At 61.5% G+C, this 15915-nt stretch carries 17 protein-coding genes; 11 read left to right on the forward strand and 6 right to left on the reverse strand.

Features of this window, described 5'->3' with window-relative positions:
* Positions 1-14: 14 nt before the first annotated feature.
* From SynM161_RS03270 to SynM161_RS03280, 3 genes are all read right to left on the reverse strand, one after another.
* Positions 15-1334 carry an adenylosuccinate synthase gene (locus SynM161_RS03270; protein ID WP_170950485.1) on the reverse strand — a complete coding sequence of 440 codons (1320 nt, stop codon included), beginning with the start codon at positions 1332-1334 and terminating at the stop codon, positions 15-17.
* 85 nt (positions 1335-1419) lie between these two features.
* Entirely contained in the window at positions 1420-1845 is a 426-nt protein-coding gene (gene psb27 / locus SynM161_RS03275; RefSeq protein ID WP_011363694.1) for a photosystem II protein Psb27, read from the reverse strand.
* A gap of 24 nt (positions 1846-1869) precedes the next feature.
* The gene (locus SynM161_RS03280; protein ID WP_186541962.1) at positions 1870-3651 is read right to left on the reverse strand and encodes a proline--tRNA ligase; all 1782 of its coding nucleotides are present in this window, start codon (positions 3649-3651) and stop codon (positions 1870-1872) included.
* A 207-nt stretch (positions 3652-3858) separates the two neighbouring features.
* Here SynM161_RS03280 and SynM161_RS03285 point away from each other — a divergent pair, with 207 nt between their 5' ends.
* From SynM161_RS03285 to SynM161_RS03305, 5 genes are all read left to right on the forward strand, one after another.
* Positions 3859-4263, forward strand: a complete 405-nt coding sequence (locus SynM161_RS03285) for a resolvase (protein WP_255441899.1) — start codon at positions 3859-3861, stop codon at positions 4261-4263.
* A gap of 88 nt (positions 4264-4351) precedes the next feature.
* On the forward strand, positions 4352-4612 hold the full coding sequence (locus SynM161_RS03290; RefSeq protein ID WP_170950943.1) for a hypothetical protein: 261 nt from the start codon (positions 4352-4354) through the stop codon (positions 4610-4612).
* Positions 4554-5063: an inorganic diphosphatase gene (locus tag SynM161_RS03295; protein ID WP_115132120.1), complete on the forward strand. Its 510-nt coding sequence runs from the start codon at positions 4554-4556 to the stop codon at positions 5061-5063. Before SynM161_RS03290 ends, SynM161_RS03295 begins: the two co-directional genes overlap by 59 nt.
* A 69-nt stretch (positions 5064-5132) precedes the next feature.
* Entirely contained in the window at positions 5133-5492 is a 360-nt protein-coding gene (locus SynM161_RS03300) for a 2Fe-2S iron-sulfur cluster-binding protein (RefSeq protein ID WP_114987966.1), read from the forward strand.
* Between the two features lie 3 nt (positions 5493-5495).
* Entirely contained in the window at positions 5496-5858 is a 363-nt protein-coding gene (locus tag SynM161_RS03305; protein WP_186541964.1) for an arsenate reductase family protein, read from the forward strand.
* On the opposite strand, the gene SynM161_RS03310 is transcribed toward SynM161_RS03305, so the two are convergent.
* Positions 5821-7326, reverse strand: a complete 1506-nt coding sequence (locus SynM161_RS03310) for a hypothetical protein (protein WP_186541965.1) — start codon at positions 7324-7326, stop codon at positions 5821-5823. The two genes, SynM161_RS03305 and SynM161_RS03310, sit on opposite strands and share 38 nt — an antisense overlap.
* Positions 7327-7404: 78 nt before the next feature.
* On the opposite strand from SynM161_RS03310, the gene lepB reads away from it, so the two are divergent.
* Complete coding sequence (gene lepB, locus SynM161_RS03315) at positions 7405-8070, forward strand: signal peptidase I (protein ID WP_186542462.1); 666 nt, start codon at positions 7405-7407, stop codon at positions 8068-8070.
* Here the strand turns inward: lepB and SynM161_RS03320 are convergent.
* Positions 8060-9325 carry a dihydroorotase gene (locus tag SynM161_RS03320; protein WP_186541966.1) on the reverse strand — a complete coding sequence of 422 codons (1266 nt, stop codon included), beginning with the start codon at positions 9323-9325 and terminating at the stop codon, positions 8060-8062. The two genes, lepB and SynM161_RS03320, sit on opposite strands and share 11 nt — an antisense overlap.
* Positions 9326-9329: 4 nt before the next feature.
* Complete coding sequence (locus SynM161_RS03325; protein ID WP_186541967.1) at positions 9330-10658, reverse strand: histidine phosphatase family protein; 1329 nt, start codon at positions 10656-10658, stop codon at positions 9330-9332.
* Positions 10659-10734: 76 nt separating this feature from the next.
* On the opposite strand from SynM161_RS03325, the gene SynM161_RS03330 reads away from it, so the two are divergent.
* From SynM161_RS03330 to SynM161_RS03350, 5 genes are read left to right on the forward strand one after another with little or no spacing between them, the layout of a single operon-like run.
* Positions 10735-11997, forward strand: coding sequence for a CPBP family intramembrane glutamic endopeptidase (locus SynM161_RS03330; protein WP_186541968.1), 1263 nt, complete (start codon positions 10735-10737; stop codon positions 11995-11997).
* Between the two features lie 3 nt (positions 11998-12000).
* Positions 12001-12489: a hypothetical protein gene (locus SynM161_RS03335; RefSeq protein WP_244272861.1), complete on the forward strand. Its 489-nt coding sequence runs from the start codon at positions 12001-12003 to the stop codon at positions 12487-12489.
* Entirely contained in the window at positions 12489-14294 is a 1806-nt protein-coding gene (locus SynM161_RS03340; RefSeq protein WP_186541969.1) for a penicillin-binding protein 2, read from the forward strand. The genes SynM161_RS03335 and SynM161_RS03340 overlap by 1 nt, the downstream gene beginning before the upstream one ends.
* A gap of 48 nt (positions 14295-14342) precedes the next feature.
* Positions 14343-15515 (forward strand): transaldolase, encoded by a 1173-nt coding sequence (locus SynM161_RS03345; RefSeq protein WP_186541970.1) that lies wholly within the window; start codon positions 14343-14345, stop codon positions 15513-15515.
* 14 nt (positions 15516-15529) lie between these two features.
* Positions 15530-15910: a cyclic nucleotide-binding domain-containing protein gene (locus SynM161_RS03350; RefSeq protein WP_186541971.1), complete on the forward strand. Its 381-nt coding sequence runs from the start codon at positions 15530-15532 to the stop codon at positions 15908-15910.
* The last annotated feature ends 5 nt before the right edge of the window (positions 15911-15915 follow it).

The following is a 15915-nucleotide window of genomic DNA, read 5'->3' on the forward strand; positions in this document are numbered from 1 at the left end:
TGAACGTCAGCGGCTCAGGCGCTCAACAGGGCTCGCTTGGGGCCATGGATCGGATCTTCGACAACGATGGTCTGATCACGGCTGGCCCCCAGGGAGACAATGGCGATCGGCACTTCCATCAGATCAGCGAGGAAGCGCAGGTAATCCATGGCTGGCTTGGGGAGATCCTCAAGGCTGCGGCATTCCTCGGTGGAGCACTGCCAGCCAGGCAGTGTTTCGAAGATGGGTTTGCACTGGGCGAAGTCATCGGCACTGCTGGGGAAGTGCTCGATTCGCTCGCCGTTGAGTTCATAGGCCACGCAGACCTGAATTTCGTCCAGTTCGTCCAGCACATCCAGCTTGGTCACAGCCAGACAGTCCAAGCCGTTGACCTGCACGGCGTAGCGACCGATCACGCCATCAAACCAGCCACAGCGCCTCTGGCGGCCCGTGGTGGTACCGAATTCGCCACCCCGTTCCGTGAGCTGGTCATTCAGGCTTCCGCTCAGCTCAGTGGGGAAGGGGCCTTCACCCACGCGGGTGGTGTAGGCCTTGGCAACGCCGATGACGCGATCAATCAGGGTTGGGCCCACGCCTGCACCGATGCAGGCCCCGCCGGAAACGGGGTTGGAGGACGTGACGTAGGGGTAGGTGCCGTGGTCCAGGTCCAGCAGCGTGCCCTGAGCACCTTCGAACAGGATGTTTTTGCGATCTCGCGCTGCCTGATGAATCGTCTGGGTGCACTCCACCACGTGGGGGGCCAGGCGCTTGCCGTATCCCAGATATTCCTGGATGACGTCTTCGGCGTTCAGGGGTTCAACGCCGTAAATGGTCTGAAGAAGTTCATTCTTCTCCTGCAGTGGGCCTTCAAGGCGATCCCTCAGCCGCTGTTCGTCCAGCAGGTCGATCACACGGATGCCACTGCGCTGCGACTTATCGGCGTAGGTGGGGCCGATTCCACGGCCTGTGGTTCCGATCCGTCGTGCTCCCCGCTGCTTCTCCATGGCCTGGTCGAGCAGGCGGTGGTAGGGCATCGTCACGTGGGCTGTGGATGCCAGGCGAAGCCCTGAAATATCAATGTCGTTGGCGATGAGCATGTCCAGCTCACCGAGCATCACCTTGGGATCCACCACCGTGCCGGATCCGATCAGACAGATCGTGTCGGGATAGAGGATTCCAGAGGGAATCAGATGCAGCTTGAGCACACGATCGTCAACAACGATCGTGTGGCCTGCATTCACACCACCCTGATAGCGAACCACCACATCGGCGGAGCGGCTCAGGAGATCGGTGATCTTTCCTTTTCCCTCGTCACCCCACTGCGCTCCGATGACGACAACGTTGGCCAAGAACACGGCGGCCCGAAGCCGCAGATCTGCACAATCCGCGAGTATCTCAGATCTCGGGTGGCCTCGTCAAAACCGAGCTGGTTTCGGGGGCTCAGCTGCCCCGGACCACTGATTTCTCAGCCTTGTTGAGTTCCTTGGCGATGCGGTCATGCAGCGCTTCCGGCAGGGGGCGATTGGCGTAGGAGGCGTAATGACCAGCCAGCGAATTCAGCGCGGTCTGCATCGTGGTGAAGGAGCTGAGTCCGTTCACACGGGGCTGGGGCCGATAACGGGACATGTAGTCGTTGATCAGGGCCCGGGCGTCGGCCTCAGCTTCGGCGTGGGTGGGATCGTCCTGAGGCAGGTCGATCACCGTCAGCAGAGTGCGGGAGACAGCCACGGTGTCTTCCACGTAGTCGCCGCTCAGACGAGCTTCAGCGTCCCCACTGCAGGCCGTCAGGAGGAGGCACAACCCGAGGCCAAGGGCTACGGCGGCCCGGCTGAGGGGGCGAAGCAGGCGTGTCAGTGCGGAGAGCATGAAACCCTTCAGTGTCATTCGACTTTAGGGGTGGACTGCCTTGATCAGGCAGGTCACAGCCTCAGCGTGGGGAAGCTTTTGCACCTCGCGGCTGCTGCGGCAAACCAGTTCAACGGTGCCTTCGCTGGCGTCCCGTCCCACCACGATCCGCCAAGGGATGCCGATCAGATCCGCGTCTTTGAACTTGACGCCGGCGCGTTCTTTGCGGTCGTCGATCAGCACATCCACCCCAGCGTTCTGAAGCTCCGAGTACAGCGCTTCCCCCAGCTGGGCCTGGGTCTCGTCCTGGATGTTGGCAACAACCACGATCGCCTCGAAGGGGGCGATGGCCGTCGGCCAGCAGATGCCGCTGTCATCGTGATGCTGCTCGACGGCAGCCTGCGCCAATCGCGAAACGCCGATGCCGTAGCAACCCATCCAGAACGGTTCGGTCTTGCCGTTCTCGTTGGTGAAACGGCTCTCCATGGCCTCGGAATATTTCCGGCCCAACTGAAAAATGTGGCCGACTTCGATGCCTCTTTTTTCCGTCAGGCGTGATTCCGGGTTGTGTTGGCAGACGTCACCGGCCCGTGCATTACGCAGATCCAGGCTGGTTGGCTTCTGCCCGATGGCGGTCCAGCTGGTGTTGAAACGGTGCAGATCGGGCGTGTTGGCACCACAGATGAAGCTGCCGAGTTCGCTCGCGGTTTCATCCGCCAGACGCAGGAATGTTGGCTCCCAGGTCTTGGCTCCCTTCAGAACGTCATCGGAGAGGTCGGGCCCGATCGATCCAAAGGGGAGAGGATCAATCTGCTGACGGTTGTTGTCCTCTGGTGTGATCGGGCGGCAATCGAGAACACCCTTGTTGATAGTTCGGCTGACCGCGTTCACGACCTTGGTGGGATTGAGCTCCTGGTCACCACGGAGGCTCACCAACAGCGGTTGGAGGGTCTCATCGTCCAGGGTCGCCACCAACAGCAGCACCTTCACCACCTGGCTCGGATCCCAGCCTTTCGCGTCGCAGAGGCTTTCGATGCTGCCCAAGCCAGGGGTTGGAATCGATTCCTCCGGGCCGTCGGGAAGAGGAGATGCGGTGGATGGGATCGAAACAGCCTTCTCTTGGTTGGCGGCGTATTGGCCGTCATCGCTGATCAGGATCAGGTCTTCCCCGGCATCCGCCGTCACCATGAATTCCTGGGAGGCGGCACCGCCGATCGCTCCGCTATCGGCATCGACGGGGACGGCATTCAGGCCACAACGTTCAAAGATGCGGCGATAGGCCTGATCCATCACGCCATAGGTCTCGCGAAGATCTGCTTCGCTGGCATGGAAGGAATACGCGTCCTTCATGATGAATTCTCGGCCTCGCATCAGGCCAAAGCGGGGACGGATCTCGTCGCGAAATTTGGTCTGGATTTGATAGAGGTTCACCGGGAGCTGCCGGTATGACCTCAGCAGCTCACCTGCCAGGCTGGTGATCACCTCTTCATGGGTCGGACCAAGCCCCAGTTCTCTGCCCTGGCGGTCTTCGAGGTGGAACATGATCCCCTCGCCAGCGGTGTAGCCCTGCCAACGCCCGCTCTTCTGCCAGAGCTCAGCAGGGTGCAGCTGCGGCAGCAGGGTTTCCTGGGCGCCGGCGCGGTTCATCTCCTCGCGCACCACGGCAGTGATCTTTTGCAGCACCCTCCACATCAAGGGGAGGTAGGCGTAGATCCCTGATCCCACACGACGGATATACCCGGCCCTGAGAAGCAACTGATGCGAGGTGATCTCCGCTTCGGCGGGAACATCCCGAAGCGTCACCAGCAGCAGGCGGGAGACGCGCATCAATCGCAACAAAATGGGATTTGGAAGTTATCACCGCTTCGGAGGCATGCCGATCGCGGAAGTGTCTGTTTTGCTGGAATTCCCCTGGGCGCCCTGAGTCTCGACTGCTACCGTCCAACTCAATCCAGCCTGTCCTAGGCCCGTCTCATGTTTCCTCGGTCCGTTGAATCTGTGGCGACAAGCGTTCAACAAGCGACCGAACTTTCCATGGATCCGGCCAATGCGTCAGCTCAAGCCGAGGCCCTGGTGGGGATCGACGACGTTCAGAAATCCCTGAACCGCTCCCGCGCTTCGGTGTATCGCTACACCAACACAGACCCACGCAACCTCAACCCTCCGTTCAACCCCCGCAAGCTGAACCCGGAGTACCGCAGCGATCAAAAAGATCCGCTGATGTTCCACCCCAATGAGGTGGCGCGCTTCGCCAAAGATGTTCTCCGCATCAAAGAAGTCACTGTTGAGGTGCTGAACTCTCCATCAACGGCGACGCAGCAAATCCTGGGATCGATCCTTGAGGAGCTTCGGCTGATCCGTACCCATCTCGAGGCGAGTGGGGCATCCCCTTCTGATCTGAGCGCACGACTCGACCAGCAGGACCGGCCCGCTGCTTAATGATCGGTGCGTCCTGCTTTTTGCAGTGACAGAATGGGTTCAACAACGTTGTGATCGAAAGAGGGAGCTTTCTCAAGCCCCCCGTTTTATGGCCTCAGATGTTCCCCACCCGTCTCACGACGACGCCATCGCGTCTTCGGAGGCGGATGAGCCGTTCAGTCGTCGCGCCTCGTTGACGGCCATCAAAGGACTGCTGATTGCTGTTGTCAGTTTCAGTGCTCCCCTTGTGGCTGTGATCACAGATCGAACCTTCCCTTCTCCGCGACTGATCCCCACCGCTTCTGATCGGCATGGATCTCCATCAGCTCCCCCCGTCACCTTCGCCAGGCTTGGTGAATCTCATCGTTGAGATTCCGGCAGGAAGCAGAAACAAATACGAGTACTCCGCCGAAGCCGGCGTGATGGTTCTGGATCGGGTTATGCACTCCTCGGTGCGTTACCCCTTTGATTACGGCTTCATCCCCAACACGCTGGCGGAGGATGGATCTCCCCTCGACGCCATGGTGATCATGGCTGAACCCACGTTCGCTGGTTGCCTGATCAAGGCTCGCCCCATCGGCGTGTTGGACCTCCACGACAAGGATGTTTATGATGGGAAAATTCTCTGTGTCCCGGACGCAGACCCCCGTCAGGACGAGATCCGCAGCATTCGTCAGATCGCTGCCTCCCAGCTGGAGGATGTCGCGGAATTCTTCAGGACCTACCGCACGTTGCAGGGCAGCGTCGTATCGATTGATGGATGGCGCGACCTCGATGCGGTTCAGCCATTGCTTGATTCCTGCATCAATGCAGCCGATTGATCTCAGGCAAGAGCCCCTTGATCAGGCCGGATGCTTGTAAGTTGGTTCGCACTGAGATTTGCGGAACCCGTGCCCACCATCCGATTCGAGCAGGAAGGCCAGCAGGTTGGCTGCATCGAGGGCGCAAATCTGCGTAAGGCTGCACTTGATGCAGGCGTTAATCCCTACAAGAGCCTCAACAACCTCAACAACTGCAGTGGCGTTGGTCAGTGCGGCACCTGCGTGATGGAGGTGGTTGAAGGGCAAGCGAACCTGTCCCCCCGCAGCGATGTTGAAGAGGTCTATCTGGCCGATCGTCCTGCCAACTTCCGCCTGAGCTGCCGCACCACGGTGTTTGGTGATGTCACCGTTCGCACCCGCCCCGCTGAAGGTGTGGGCCGCGGCTCCAACAGCCTCGTTGGTGCGATCAAATCCCTGTTCGGCCGCTGAGCCTTGGCCGGAACCCTTCAGGTTTACAGCTACAACCGCTGCAGCACCTGTCGAAAGGCATTGGCCTGGCTCACTGAGCGAGGCATTGCCCATGAGGTGCACGACATCACCTTGACTCCACCGTCGAAGGAGATGTTGGTGGCCGCTCACCAATCCCTCGGTGACAGGAAACTGCTGTTCAACACCAGCGGCCAGAGCTATCGCGCCATGGGTGCGGCAGCAGTGAAGGCTCTGTCGGATGAAGAGGCTCTCGAGGCTTTGGCTGCTGATGGAAAGTTGATCAAACGACCGTTCGTGGAGGTGAATTCCTCCACATACCTCACCGGCTTCAAGCCTGATCTTTGGGAGTCGGTCTTCCAGGGTTGAAGTTCAAGCCATCCAATTCGCTGATCAGGGCGTCCACATCGCCTTGGTCGCGGATCTGACGGAAGCTTGAGCGTTTGATCTCTTCCAGGAGGGCGACCAGCAGATCCTGGCTGCGGCTCAAGACAGGCCCCTGTTCCAGGGTGTGGGCTAGCTCCTCCCAGAGACGATCCAAGGCCTCGGATCCAAGCGATTCCAGAACAGGGTCCCGCTGACCGATGCGGTTTCCGGCTCCCTTGGACAGGTCGAGCACGGAGGTCACCATGCTTTCTGCCAGCTGGCGGCTGAATTCCGATTCGGCGTTTTGCAGTCCAGGCAGTCGCCGCAGGGCATCCGGCACCACGTTCCGGTCCAAGCTCTGCTGCACCAGATGGCTGATCACGGCTTGCAGTTGCGGTCGCATGGCCGGGCCAATGCGGGTGAGCAGAAGGGGAAGCCACAACCGCAGCAGCTCGATCACCTCCCGCTCATCGTTCAGATCACTGCTCTGGTAGCTGCAGAGTCCGCGAACCCTTTCCGGCAGCTGTGGTGATCGGATCAGTTGCTGCAGAGCATCGACCACCCTGACGGCGATCACTTCAAACAGCTCCACAGCCAACAGGGCCACCACGCCGCGGCTGATCACGGCCCGCAGCGGTTCGAGTTGCAGGAGGCCCGCTCCGCAAAGCCGTTCTGTGACCGGAACCACCCGGAGCCAGCGCGCAAACGGCAGCAGCAGGGGCAGGTCGATCCAGCGGCGTAACAGGGCATCGCGCCAGCGGATCGCTGGATAGCGCTGTTTCAGGCGCCAGGCACGCAGAAGAATGTCGAGCAGAAACAGCAGTTGAAATGGCGTGTCGATGCGCCAGCTCAAATCGCTGGGGCGTCCGTTTTCATCGATGCTTCGCCAGTAGTTGCTCTCCACCAGCGGCAGGATTTGCTGGCTCCAGAACTGACGCTCCTGGCTCCAGGGGGAGCGTTCCAGATGCTCGGGGCTCAGGAGAAGGTTGGCGGAGTCACGGGCTGATTCCAGGCCGGTGCGGGCGCGCAGTCGGTTCTTGAATTTTTCAAGCGCGCCGGCTTGGCCTGAACTGATGAACGGGTTGCTGTCCATCAGCGCTGTGGTGAGCACCACCTGCTGCTGCAGCAGATCGGTGCTTTCCGCCGTGCGCGGGCCGTTCTGCTGCAGGGCCCGATCCAGGGCGGTGTAGGCCTTGAGGTAAGCCTCGGTGTCGCGATGGGGTTCGATGCCCTTGAGGGGATCCAGCCACGGGGTGATGTCCGGCAGCCAGGGCAGGGGAACCACCAGGGGAAGCGATGGCACCGGATAAAGATTGCGCTGCAGCCAGAAGTTGCGCAGGGGGATGTAGGTGAGGTCGATGGCGACCCAGGTGAGATTGACTGCGGCGATGACAGCAATGGCTTGGTCCCACCGGCGCCAGCTGAACAGGCCGTGTTGGGGCTTGAGGGCTTGCCAGCGTGGACGGATCATGGGGCCTGCAGGCTCCCCCTATCGTGGGTCGAAAGATTGAGCCTGCCCACATTGAACGCGGAGAGAGAACCTTCCGATGTGAAGGGCAGAGTGAGCGCGATCTGGGAGTTTTGGGCCCCTTTTCTGTTCACGGTTTCGCTGTATCTCCTGTTCCGGCAGTTCGCCTTTGAAGCCCGCTACATCCCTTCAGGGTCGATGCTGCCAGGGCTTCAGGTTGGCGACAAGTTGATCGTCGAGAAGCTGTCCTACCGCTCCCGACCTCCTCAGCGGGGGGAGATCGTTGTGTTCAATTCCCCCAGTGCCTTTGATCCCGTTTGGAAATTGGAGGGGGGGCAACCCAATCCACTGAAGTGCGGCTTCGTTACCTTCCCGGGCATCAGCTGGGTTGTGGATCGTGTGCTGTTGCAGCGTTATCCCGAATGTGAGGCCTGGATCAAGCGGGTGGTGGGTGTTCCTGGTGATGTCGTGGAGGTGAACAGCCGTGGTGCCGTGAGCATCAACGGCAGGGCCTTCAACGAGCCCTACGTCACCAACTTCTGCTCCGATCGCGACGGAATGATTGGCTGCAAGGGCCTCTATGCCGTGGTCCCCGAAGGCAACGTTGTTGTTCTGGGCGACAACCGCCGCAACAGCCAGGACGCCCGTCGTTGGCCAGGCGGCCCATTTTTGCCAGACGATCAGATCATTGGCCGTGCCGTCTTCCGCTTCTGGCCCCCTTCGCGCATCGGTTCGCTCAGCAATTGAGGCCACAGGCCACAACGCGTCCTTGAAGCTCGCGGCCCAGCCAGGGAATGTTGGCGGCACGCGGTGCGCCGGGGGTGTTGCTGCTGATGGTCCAGCGTTGATCGGGATCGAACAGCAGCCAGCGCCGGCTGCCCTGCTCAAGCTGTTCAGGGGGCTGGTCGATCAGAGCCGAAGGCCCAAAGCTGAGGGCCTGCCAAAGATCTTCCGTGGTCCAGCGGCCCGGCCGCACCAGGGCATTCCACAGCGCAGCAAGCACCACATGGTGGCCGCTGAGGCCTGCGGGGCGCTGGTCGCCCGGCAACAGCATGTCCTCCGCATCCAGAGGAACAGCATGCACAGCCACGGCAGTGATCGTTCGCTGCTGAACGGCCTCGATCAACTGCTCGCGATCGTCCGGGCCACCGAGGGAGGGGCAGACGCGCCAGCCCGGATCGCTGCTGGCCAGCATGCTGCGGTCGGTGAGGAGATGCCACCAGCTCACGCTGCTCAGGGGCGGGAACTCGCAGCCTGAAAGCTGCTGCACCGCTGCTGCTGTGGACAGGTTCATCAGCCGCAGCTGTCGTTCCGGATGGCGTTGATGCAGCAGCAGCAACTGGCTGAGGGGAACGGTCTCACTGGTGATTGGATCCGCTGGCCACCCGGCCCGCAGCGTCTCCACGCCTTCCCGCACAAGCCCCTCCCCCTGCAGCGCGGGATCCCGGGGTGCCACGAGCACTGGGCATCCCCCCATTTCTTCGAGCAGCAGTCCCCGTTCCAGCAACGGGGTTGGAACCACGGCGTCATCATCCGCCAGTCCGATGGCACCGTGTTCGAGAAGATCGCCGTGGGGGGCGAGTTCATCCGCCTTGCCGCCGCGGCTGAAGCCTCCCCAAAGGTGCAGACGAACCGTTGCTGTTTGATCCTGCTCGAGGCTGAATCCCTGGAGCCGCTCCGGACAATCGCGCCAGCTGCTGCTGCGGGGAAGCAGGCCAATCTGGCCATAGCCTCCTGCGGCGGCACAGTGGCGCAGGCTTACGGCCGTTTCTTGATCGCCACTGAAGGGGGTTTCGAGGATGGAATGCGGATCCACCAGGCAGGGGGCGACCAGTTGATCCGGTGCTGGGCTGGCCTTGATGCCCAGGCCCAGGGCCTGCTGCCGGGCTTCGTCGTCAAAGCCGACGAGCACCCCCTGGTGGATCAGGACTGCACCGAGCTGCACTGAATGTCCGGGGCCACGCAGGACGCGCACCGGATCCAGCAGCAAGGTGTCGTTCATGACGTCAGAGAGCGCCTGCTGCCGTGCGGTCAATCACGCTTCCGAAGTGGGAGGTGAGGTTGAGGCAGGTCACCACTGCAGGCTGGCCTGGATCGGCGGCGATGTCGACCACCGTGACACCACCGTTGCCTTGTTTGACGGCCCAGATGTCGGCCGGGGTTAGCCCCAACAGGTCGCAGAGGATCGTTTTGTTGACGGCGTCGTGAGCTACCACCAGCACCGTTTCCTCAGGCTTCAGCTCGGCAGCGATCTCTCCCCAGCTCCGGACGGAACGGGCCCACACGTCCTGAATGGTTTCCCCTTCAGGCATCTGCACGGTTTCCGGAGCCCGTTTCCAGGTGTCCAGCAGCTCCGACCAGTCCTCTCGGATTTCGGATTCGAGCTTGCCTTCCCAGACTCCGTGTCCGATCTCCACCAGTCCGTCGATCTGGGTCAGGGGCACATCGGGATGGGCCTCGAGAATGATCTGGGCCGTTTCGGTTGGACGCGACAGCGTGCTGCTCCAGGCCCGATCGATGGGTATGTCTTTGAGGAAATCGCGGGCGGCCGCGGCTTGACGGCGACCGTTCTCATTCAGCGGAATATCGATCTGCCCTTGGAAGCGCCCGGCTTTGTTCCAGTCGGTTTCGCCGTGTCGCACCAAAATCAGCCTGGCGTTTTTGCCCTTCTCCGGCAGCGGTTGCAGGTGTGTGGTGCTGTTCAGGCATTCGATCTGCACCTGGGGTCCGTTGTCTCCTGGCCGGATGTTGAAGACCGAAAGGGAGGTGTTGTCGACGCGGAGACGCCGGAAGCCGTGGTCGGGTTCCCCGAGCAGCACCAGCATCAGGCAGCGCAGGATGGCGTTGTGGGCCACCACCAGCACCGTGTCGTTGCCGTTGGCGGGATGGCGCTCCAACAGCGTGCTAATGAAGCCCCGCGCCTGTTCCATCAGCTCAGGCAGTGGCTTGTAGCTCGAACCATCACGGCGCTGGAGCTCCAGCTCCATGGGCCGCTGCTTCCAGATCTTGTAGGCCTCCGTTGAGCCTTGCATCAGCTCGTCGATGGTCTGGCCGGACCAGGGCTCAAGATCCACTTCCAGCAGTCCGTCATCAAAGACGGGATCTGGGGCCTGGCCGCCTTGGGTCTCCAGCAGGCTCGCCGTCGTCGCAGCCGCCCGCTGCAGGGGGGAGCTGTAGACGGCCTGGATGCTCACGTCCTGAAGCGAGCGGCCCAGGGCCCGGGCCTGCTCATGCCCTTCCTCGCTGAGGTTCGAGAGATCATCGCGGCCCTGGATCCGCCGTTCCTTGTTGAAACTGCTGAGACCGTGGCGGACCAGAAGAAGACGAAGGGGCACGGTTCAGCGTCAGGGCGCGGCCATCGTATGGAAGCGGCCTTTCGGGGGGACAATCGTGGGCAGTTGAAGACCGCTGGTGCCCAGTTCCCCACAACCGGTTTCCCCGCGCTGGAAGGGACTTCTGGCGGCCTTGTCCCTCGCTTTGGCCGGTTTCATCTGGTTGTCGGGCTTGATGGACAGCCTCTCGCGACCTTCGGTGGCACCGGCCCTGAGCCTTCAACAGCAGGAACTGACGCTTCTGGCTGAACCAGCGGTGCCGCCCCCGTTGCGGGACGCTCTCCTGGGGGAGTCGCCGCGGGATGCGCTGCTCAAGGCCCTGGAGGGCATCAGCCCAGACGAGCGCAATGAGCGGCAGCAACAGATGCTCCTGTTGTTGCAAGGCCAAGGTTCCGCATCCACGGAGCTCGATCGTCAAGACGACGACCCATTGCTCCAGCAGCTGCATTGCGAAGCGGACGCCTCTGATCCGACGCTCTGCATCGATGCTGCAGCCGCGGGGCAAGCGGCGTTCCGTTTGGCCGTCAGCACGGTGCTGCCCCTGGTGACGGCCCTGCTCGGTGGACTGTTGCTGCTTGGTCAGGCCTGGCGTCTGCTGCGTGGTCGGCTGATGGCTTGGCCCGATGTTCAGGGGCCGGAGCTGACCCTGGTTGATATGGCCCTGCTGGTGGCTGGTGGCTTTGTGGTGATCAGTGCCGTTGGCGTTCCGCTGGTGGCGTTTCCCTTGGTGGGTGCCCTGACGGCGGGGCTGGGCAGCCCTCGTCGTGAAGCCATGAGTGTGGTGATCAACTACGGCGTGATGGCCCTGCCGAGCCTGCTGATCCTCTGGCGGCAACTGCGTTCTTTGCCCGGGGAGAGGGCACCGCTGGGGGGGTGGATGCAGTGGCGCGTGCGTCCGCTGCTTTCAGCTCTGCGGGATGCCCTGGCGGGCTGGTTGATGGTGACGCCGGTAGTGATGCTCACGGGGTGGTTGCTCGTGCGCCTGGTCGGTGATCCCGGGGGCAGCAATCCGCTGTTGGAGTTGGTGCTCGGCAGCCGTGATCCGCTTGCCCTGGCCTTGCTTGCCCTCACTGCGGTTGTGCTGGCCCCGCTGTTTGAGGAGACGATTTTCCGCGGTGCCTTGCTGCCGGTGTTGGCGATGCGACTCGGTCCCCTCCCGGGGGTCCTGCTCAGTGGCCTGTTGTTTGCCATGGCCCACATCAGTGTTGGCGAGTTGGCGCCGCTCACGGTGTTGGGGGTTGGGCTTGGTTTGGTGCGACTGCGCAGCGGACGCCTGTGGCCCTCGGTGCTGATGCATGGGCTCTGGAACGCCGTGACGTTCCTGAACCTGCTGCTGCTCTGAACCTTGCCCCGCCTTTCTGCAGGTGGTTCACTGGCCTATTCGCCTGTGATCCCGGTGGTTGCCGCTCCGGAACAGCGTGCATCGACCACAGCTTTCGAGCTGATTCAAGGGTCACTGTCCTCCGGACGCATTGCACGACGCTCGCCTCTTCTTGGGGGGCTCCATCGCCTGATGGACGGCACGCTGCTGGGGTTGATTGCGGCGGTTGCCGTTCTGGCTGGTCTCACGCTGCACTGGCAGCATCGCTGGACTGTGGCCTTCCGCCTGCTGGAGGCAACCCGAACCCAGGCGCACCGGTTGACGGAATCAACCGCTGTGATGGAGCAGCACCTGTTGCTGCGTTCTCAGCAGCCCAACCGTCTGGTGCCAACGCAGGTGGCCAATCTGGTGCATCTTGATCGCCCTGATCTGGGCGCGTTGCAAGCGTCCGCCTCCTCGCCCATGGCATCGCTCCAGGCCCTGGGGAATCAGCCCATCCGGGCGGGGTACTGATGACGCGGGCGTCGGGGCGTCGACCCATCCGTTCGCGCCGCTCCCGCGCGCGGGTCGTTCCCCTGACCCAGGTTCCCCCCAAGCGGCTCTGGATCATCTTCTGGATCCTGGCGGCAGGCTTGCTGGGGCTGGTGGGTCGCATGGCCTGGCTGCAGTTGGTGCAAGCCCCCGACCTGGAGCAGCGTGCCCGTCAGCTGCAAACCCAGCGCACCCAACCCTTGGGGCAACGCCGTCCGATCGTCGATCGCACCGGCCGTTTGGTCGCGATGGATGAAAAGCGGTTCCGGCTCTGGGCCCATCCCCGCTACTTCAACATGCCGGGAGATGCTCCCAACCTTGTCCGCCCTGCCGAAGATGTGGCGGCGGTGTTGGCCGATCCCTTGGCTCGTCCTGCGCCTGCGCTGCTGAAGGCCATGGGAACCCAGGCCTCGGGGATCAAATTGGCTGAGGAGCTGGATCCGGAAACGGCCGATCGCATCCGGGCCCTTGGAATCAGCGGCCTGGATCTGGAGGCCTATCCCCAGCGGGTGTACCCCCAGGCGTCGTTGTTCGCCAACGTGGTGGGCTTTCTCAATGCGGAGCGGCAACCTCAAGCGGGTCTTGAGCAGAGCCGTAATGGGGATCTGGCTCGCCATGAGCAAACCCGATACCTCCGCCGGGGTGCTGATGGCACGCCATTGCCGGCCAACCTCGCCCCGGGAGCCTTCTATGGCGATGATTTACGCCTGCAGCTGACGCTGGATTCCAGGCTTCAGCAGGTGGCCCTCAAAGCTCTTGCTGAGCAGGTTGCCAAGTGGAAAGCCCAGAAGGGCGCCGCAATCGTGATGGATGCCACCAACGGTGAGTTGTTGGTGCTGGCATCGACACCCACCTATGACCCCAACCGCTACTGGGACTTCCCCACGGGGCGGTTTCGTGAATGGTCCGTTCAGGATCTCTATGAACCAGGCTCAACGTTCAAGCCGATCAACCTGGCTCTGGCCCTCCAGGACGGTGCCATTCAGGCCACGGATCGGGTGAATGATGTGGGCAAGTTGATGGTTGGTGGTTGGCCGATCAACAACCACGACAAAAAAGCCCATGGTTTGGTGGATTTCGCCACCGTGCTGCAGGTGTCAAGCAACGTCGGCATGGTCCAGGCCATGCGCCGTCTCGACGACGACGCCTACTGGAACTGGATGGAGCGTCTTGGCATCAATCAGCGTCCTGACACCGACCTGCCTGGAGCGGTGGCTGGTCAGCTCAAGAGCAAGAAGCAGTTCACCAGTCAGCCGATCGAGCCGGCGACGACGGCCTTTGGTCAGGGGTTTTCGCTCACACCGCTCAAGCTGGTGCAGCTCCACGGGATGCTGGCCAACGGTGGCAAGTTGATCAGTCCCCACATCACCCGTGGCTTCCGCTCGGGTGATGCCTTGGCTCCGGCGGCGGCACCCAGTGGTCAGCAGTTGCTGAACCCGGAGGTCACGCGCACGGTGCTTCAGTGGATGGAATCTGTGGTGGATCAGGGCAGTGGCAAGGGTGTGAAAACACCCGGCTACCGAATTGGCGGAAAAACAGGAACGGCGCAGAAGGCCCTCAATGGGATCTATCTCCCAGGAGCCAAGATCTGCAGCTTTGTGGCGACCTTGCCGATTGAGGACCCCCGTTACGTGGTGTTTGTGGTGGTGGATGAGCCCCAAGGTGAGCACGCCTATGGCTCCACCGTGGCCGTTCCTGTCGCCAAACAGATCATTGATGCCTTGCTGGTTGTGGAGCGCATCGCCCCCTCAAAACCTGCTGAATTGAACAAGCTTTTGAACAGCTGACGCATCAAAAAGCGCGGCTACGTTACGGGTATTGAGCCGTCGTACATCATGGCCAGCCTGCTCGATCAGCTTTCACAAATGACCGTGGTCGTTGCCGACACGGGTGATCTGGAGGCGATCCGCAACTTTACCCCTCGGGATGCCACCACCAACCCGTCGTTGATCCTGGCTGCTGCACAGATTCCGGCCTATCAGAGCCTGATTGATGAGGCTTTGCGCTCATCGCGCAAGTTGATGGGTAGCGACGCAGCGGTGGAAGACGTGGTGCGGGAAGCGCTCGATGAGATCAGTGTGATCTTCGGCAAGGAGATTCTCAAGATTGTTCCCCGTCGTGTGTCAACGGAGGTGGATGCTCGCTTGAGTTTTGACACCGACGCCACGATTGAAAAAGGGCGCAAGCTGATTCGTCTGTACAACGATGCCGGCATCAGCAACGATCGCGTTCTGATCAAAATTGCTTCCACCTGGGAAGGCATCAAAGCCGCCGAGGTGCTGGAGAAAGAGGGGATTCACTGCAACCTCACCCTCCTGTTTGGTTTCGGTCAGGCCGTTGCCTGTGCCGAAGCCGGCGTCACTCTGATCTCCCCCTTTGTGGGGCGCATCCTGGATTGGTACAAGGCCGAAACCGGGCGCGACTCCTACCCCGGCCCTGAGGATCCGGGTGTGATTTCGGTGACAAAGATCTTCAACTACTACAAGACCCACGGCTACGGCACGGAGGTGATGGGGGCGAGCTTCCGCAACATCGATGAGATCACGGAGTTGGCCGGTTGTGATCTGCTCACGATTTCACCGAAGTTGTTGGATCAGCTCCGTGAGACTGATGCTGTGCTGACCCAGAAATTGGATGCCACCCATCCCACCGATGGCGAAGCCAAGATCCACGTCGATCGCGCCACCTTTGATGCACTGATGCAGGACGATCGGATGGCGAGCGACAAACTCACCGAGGGCATTAAAGGCTTCAGCAAAGCCATTGAAACCCTGGAGCATCAACTTGCCCATCGTCTGGCTGAACTGGAGGGTGGATCCGCCTTCCGCCACGCCGTTTCCGAGATCTTCATGCTCAACGACATGAACGGCGATGGCTCGATCACCCGCGACGAATGGCTCGGAAGTGATGCCATTTTTGATGCCCTCGATCAGGACCACGACGGCCTGATCTCTCAGGAGGACGTGCGCCAAGGCTTTGGCGCAGCTCTGACTCTGACCTCTGTCTGAGTCGCGCTGGTTCCATGCATGCCCTCGACACCATGCGTGCTTTGGCCAGCAAGGCCGAAGTGATTCATCTCAATCAGGGTGACGTGCTGTTTCGTGCCGGCGAAACCGGCACCTGCATGTACGGCCTGCTGGAGGGATCGGTGCGGCTCACCTGGATCGATTCAGCAGGCCATGAGGGACATGAAGACATCCCTGTGGGTCATGTGTTCGGCGCAGGGGCCTTGGTGATGGAGGACCATCAGCGTCTGAGCACCGCCACGGCTACCAGTGATTGCCGTTTGATTGCCATGAACCGCGACAAGTTCCTGTTTGCGGTTCAGGAGACGCCGATGTTTGCGGTGCAACTCCTCGCATCGATTGATGCCCGTTTGCGGGACATCAAGTTGGCCGATTGATGATT

Origin of the sequence: Synechococcus sp. M16.1 (assembly GCF_014279895.1) — a bacterium.
In the GTDB taxonomy this organism is placed as follows: domain Bacteria; phylum Cyanobacteriota; class Cyanobacteriia; order PCC-6307; family Cyanobiaceae; genus Parasynechococcus.